Origin of the sequence: Mesorhizobium sp. M1E.F.Ca.ET.041.01.1.1 (assembly GCF_003997355.1) — a bacterium.
Taxonomy (GTDB): Bacteria; Pseudomonadota; Alphaproteobacteria; order Rhizobiales; family Rhizobiaceae; genus Mesorhizobium.
The window spans coordinates 1-4311 of the sequence record NZ_RZSL01000519.1 but is presented as its reverse complement, the minus strand read 5'-3'; the positions used below and the strand labels follow the sequence as shown (position 1 = coordinate 4311).

Sequence of the window (4311 nt, the reverse complement as noted above, 5' to 3'; positions counted from 1 at the left end):
TCGCCGCATGGCGCGCCAATGCCGAAACTGATTTCTCGCACGCCGAGGCTCTGGTCCGAGCGAAGTCGCTGCCGGAAGTTTTTGAGCTGCAGACGACCTTCCTGCGCAAGCGCGTGGAAATGGGTGCCGAGCAAGCCAAGGAATTTCAGGAACTCGCTACAAAAGCGGCGACCGACGTTTCCAAGCCGGTCAAAGCCGCCTTCGAGAAGGTGTTGCAGGATCTCAAGGCCGCCTGATTGTTCAAGCTAATCCGAGTCCGAGGGAACAAGTTGTCATAGCGCGCGGACAGGGGTACGAAAGCCAAGCTTTGCAATGCGATCGCAGATATTTGGGGCGGCATGCCAGGTTCCGTTCACGCATGCCACCCATTCGTCGCAAAGCGCCCCTGAAAACCTCAGGCGGCCCGCAAGTGCCGTTCAGCGTCGCGTGCGGCGATTTTGGCAAGCGGCGCGAGGATCGCACTTTCGGCCTTCAGCGCGACATCACCCAACGAGATGAGGCCCGTCATCCGTTTCTGCCGGTTGAGAACCGGAAGGTGATGCACCTGACGCTCCTGCATTTGCCCAAGCGCCTGTTCCAGGGTCTGATCCTCGAAACAGAAGAATATGCCGGGCGACATCACCGCGCGGCATGTCAATTTATCGAGGCTCTCGCCGGCGGCCACGGCGCGGCACGTGATGTCGCGATCCGTGATCATGCCAACGAGCCGATCATTTTCGCCGATCGGCACGCAACCGATACCTTCATCGCGCATGACGCGCGCGACTTCCCGTATCGGTGTATCGGGGGAGTACCAACGCACTTTCCCCGTCATCGCTTCCTTTACCAGCATGGTCACCTCCATGTGGCCTGGTCCCATCGGGATCGCGGACGGATGCAGCACGAGAGACAGGACCTGGCAATAATCATTGCTGCGGACAATTCCGCCCGCGAAGTCCTGGAAATGACTATGCACCCGAACGATACGGTCTGGCCAGACTCTATTCGGGCCGGTCGGATCCGAAATGACGAGCAGGCCCCCAAACGACTCGGTAATAGCTGATCCGGTCGCACGCCTCGCGAGCGGCTACATCAGATGTTGCAACCAAGTTCGAATGTCGCGTTGCCAGCAAAATAGAAATTGCGATGGGCGTCATCCGCCGATCAACGACCTTCGACAACATCTTCCGCTCACCAGAACCACCGGCTGTCGGCATCCAGCAAAGGGGGCGACATTTCTACTTTGCTGGCAGCGCGACATTCGAACTGTCCCGTGACCCATAAGCTGACTCACGAAACCGCAGGAATCCGCATTCTTCGAATCGTAATCTGATCCAAAAGCTGCGTAGCTTTTGACCCATAAGCGCGAAACGAAATGATCCAGCAGCGGCGACAGGCGGCGAAGGCACATCGCGGCCGGGCTCGGCCTCTTTGACTTAGCGCAAATTCCGGCTGGCTCCTTCAGGTTATGATTGCTGCAGGATGGCCCACTATTCAGGAAGAAGGGATTTGGTTCGGAGCATCATCCGATCAAAACTGGGCGGCCCAATGCGACATTCGTTCGACTTCGAAGTGTTGCGTGGGGTGGCCATCTGTCTTGCGTTGCTGATGGCGTTGACCACGGTCCTTCACGGCCACGTCAACGCGGTCGCTGCTCCGCATGGCATCCAGTGGGCAGCGCAGCATAACCATGGCTCCGCAGCGATCCGGCATGATGGCCGTCACGCTCCGTGCAATGACGTTGGGCACACGCATAATCAAGGAATATGTTTTGCCGCCGCTTCGGGCTGCTCTTTCTGCGTTCCAGTTGACGCTCAAGCATTCGTGGCGACATCGCACGCCCAGCCGGTCGCGACTGCGCCGCCCTTTGCTTCTTCTCCAGCAGACGTGCCGATTCGTCTGCGCCCTCCAAAGCCCAGTGTGATCGCCTGAGCGCACGAACCCTCGCGTCCGCGCGCTTCGCCGCCGGTCAATCCGGCCTCGAGTCACGAAACATGAGAGCTTTACAATGCAATCCATATCCCGTCGCCAGTTCCTGGCCTCCACGGCGGCTGCCGGCGCTGCGAGCGTCGTCCTGCCGCTGATCACTGCTCATGCCGCGCGAGCGGCCAAGCCCACAATCATCCGGGCCGATACCCGCGTCATCGACGTTGCCGGCCGTGCCGCCAAGGTCTTCGGTCTCATCCAGCCCGACGGCACGCATGGGCTTACCATGTCGGCAGCCGATGGCTTCCACGTCCGGCTCGAAAACGCGCTCGCCGCGCCAACCTTGATCCATTGGCATGGCCTGACGCCGCCGTTCGGGCAGGACGGCGTGCCGGACTTGCCGCAGCCGTTGCTGCAGCCGGGCCAAAATCACGACTACAGCTTCCCCATCGCCGCACCCGGCACTCATTGGATGCACGCCCACACGCTGCAGGAGCAGCAACTCCTTGCCGCGCCACTGATCGTCACGGATCCGGCCGATGAGGGCAGGGACGAGCAGCCCGTGGTGGTGCTGTTCCACGACTTCAGCTTCAAGACGCCCGAGGAGTTGCTCGCCGGGCTGACCGGATCGGCGCCCGCATCGGGAACCAATGGCATGGCCGGTCACTCGATGTCGGGCATGTCAGGCATGGACATGCAAGGCATGTCCAGCGGGCAGGGCATGGCCATGCCCATGGACGTCAACGACATCGAGTATGACGCCTACCTGGCGAACGACCGCGCGCTGAACGATCCGCAGGTGTTCGCAGTCGAGCGGAACGGCACGGTCCAGCTGCGGCTCATCAATGGAGCGACCGCGACGGCGTTCTGGATCGACACCGGATCGATCGAAGGCGAGGCAATCGCCGTCGACGGGAATCCTGTCGTTCCCGTGCGCGGCTACAGCTTCCCGCTCGCCATGGGCCAGCGCATCGACATCCGGCTGCGCATTCCGGACGAGACGGGAGCCTGGCCGATCCTGGCGCTGCGCGAGGGCGGTGTCGAGCGCACCGGCTTCGTGTTGGCAACGAAGGGAGGCGCGGTAAAGCGCATCGCGCCTCTTGGCGAACAGGCCACGACCGCGCTCGACCTTGCATTCGAGTCCGGTCTCGTCGCCGCCAAGCCCTTGGCGGTGACGCCTGCGGACCGGAACCAGCCCATCGAGATCGGCGGCACGATGCAGGGTTACTCCTGGACGCTCAACGGCAGGACATGGGGCAACCATCAGCCGATCCCGGTGCGGAAGGGGGAGCGCATCGAACTGACGCTGCGCAACGCCAGCATGATGGGCCATCCCATGCACCTGCACGGCCATCATTTCCAGGTGGTCGCCGTCGACGGCCGCGGCTTCGCGGGAGCCGTCCGCGACACCGTCTGGGTGCCGCCGATGCGCGAGGTGACGGTGGCGTTCGATGCCGCCAACCCTGGGGCATGGGCCTTCCACTGCCATCACCTCTATCACATGGCGACCGGCATGATGACCGTCGTCGACTATTCCGCGTGACCGCTTTCGAGGACAAGACCATGAGAAACAAACGCAGATACGGTGCCGTCGCCCTGTTGGTCGAAAACCGGTCGGGCGCTTCGTCTATGTCGCCAACCAGGGTACCGAGGCTAAGGCGAACGACACGGTCTCCGTCATCGACGTCGCGAGCAGCAAGGTCGTCAAGACGATCCACACCGGCGCCGGAGCGCATGGCGTTACCGTCAGCAACGGCGGCGCTTTCGTCTTCGTGACCAACATCGTCGACGGCACCGTGTCAATGATCTCGGTCAAGGACCAGGCGGTCCTGAAGTCCTATGCGGTCGGCAAGGGGCCGAACGGGATCACGTTCCAATCCGCCGGTCCGATCCCGGGCAATGCAGGCTGAAGGGGCTGACGATAGGCATATGCCGCCGCTCCACCAAAAAGTCGCATAAGATAGATTATGGAACTGACAGGCGCAGCGTAGGCTTGGGAATTGCTGTAGTTTCAGTCGCTTTGCACCACGGCAAAGGCGCTGACTGTCGAAAATGCTGGAAGACGATCGGGCGCCGGGCTTGGCGCCCGATCGGCTGTCAGCCGCATCCGCGCGCCTTCATTCACGCCCAGACTATCAGCAGATCGAAACGCCGTTGATGCTGTTACCTGGCCGAGCAAACGAACAGCCAAATGAACAAGCGTCTCTATGACGCTGACTCATAAGGAGTTTCGATCACCATGCCGTCATAGGCCGGCACCACGTGGCCCGGCGTCTCGGCCATCACCACGGCGTAGTCGAGCGGCACGTGCATATGCGTCAGCACGGCGTTTTTCGGTGCCAGCTTCTCGATCCAGCCCAGCGCCTGGCCAAGCGACAGATGGCTGGGATGGGTGTTGTACTGCAG

The 4311-nt window shown here is 61.7% G+C and carries 4 protein-coding genes and 1 pseudogene; 3 read left to right on the top strand and 2 right to left on the bottom strand.

Annotation, left to right across the window (positions count from 1 at the left end; translation table 11 throughout):
• A partial coding sequence (phaP, locus tag EOA38_RS29220; RefSeq protein ID WP_189434991.1) for a TIGR01841 family phasin occupies nucleotides 1-236 on the top strand: 236 nt, incomplete at its 5' end.
• A gap of 158 nt (nucleotides 237-394) precedes the next feature.
• Here the strand turns inward: phaP and EOA38_RS29215 are convergent.
• Complete coding sequence (locus tag EOA38_RS29215; protein ID WP_040971192.1) at nucleotides 395-832, bottom strand: CBS domain-containing protein; 438 nt, start codon at nucleotides 830-832, stop codon at nucleotides 395-397.
• 1155 nt (nucleotides 833-1987) lie between these two features.
• On the opposite strand from EOA38_RS29215, the gene EOA38_RS29210 reads away from it, so the two are divergent.
• Both EOA38_RS29210 and EOA38_RS41165 read left to right on the top strand, forming a co-directional pair.
• Complete coding sequence (locus tag EOA38_RS29210; protein ID WP_127300867.1) at nucleotides 1988-3448, top strand: multicopper oxidase domain-containing protein; 1461 nt, start codon at nucleotides 1988-1990, stop codon at nucleotides 3446-3448.
• Nucleotides 3438-3815 (top strand): hypothetical protein, encoded by a 378-nt coding sequence (locus EOA38_RS41165; RefSeq protein ID WP_127300866.1) that lies wholly within the window; start codon nucleotides 3438-3440, stop codon nucleotides 3813-3815. Before EOA38_RS29210 ends, EOA38_RS41165 begins: the two co-directional genes overlap by 11 nt.
• A gap of 295 nt (nucleotides 3816-4110) precedes the next feature.
• On the opposite strand, the pseudogene EOA38_RS29200 reads toward EOA38_RS41165, so the two are convergent.
• Nucleotides 4111-4311, bottom strand: a pseudogene (locus tag EOA38_RS29200) (MBL fold metallo-hydrolase); the annotation flags it as partial.

Excerpts from the sequence above, each read along its gene's own strand:
- EOA38_RS29215 (WP_040971192.1), bottom strand. The coding sequence starts at position 832 with ATGCTGGTAAAGGAAGCGATGACGGGGAAAGTGCGTTGGTACTCCCCC.
- EOA38_RS29210 (WP_127300867.1), top strand. The coding sequence starts at position 1,988 with ATGCAATCCATATCCCGTCGCCAGTTCCTGGCCTCCACGGCGGCTGCC.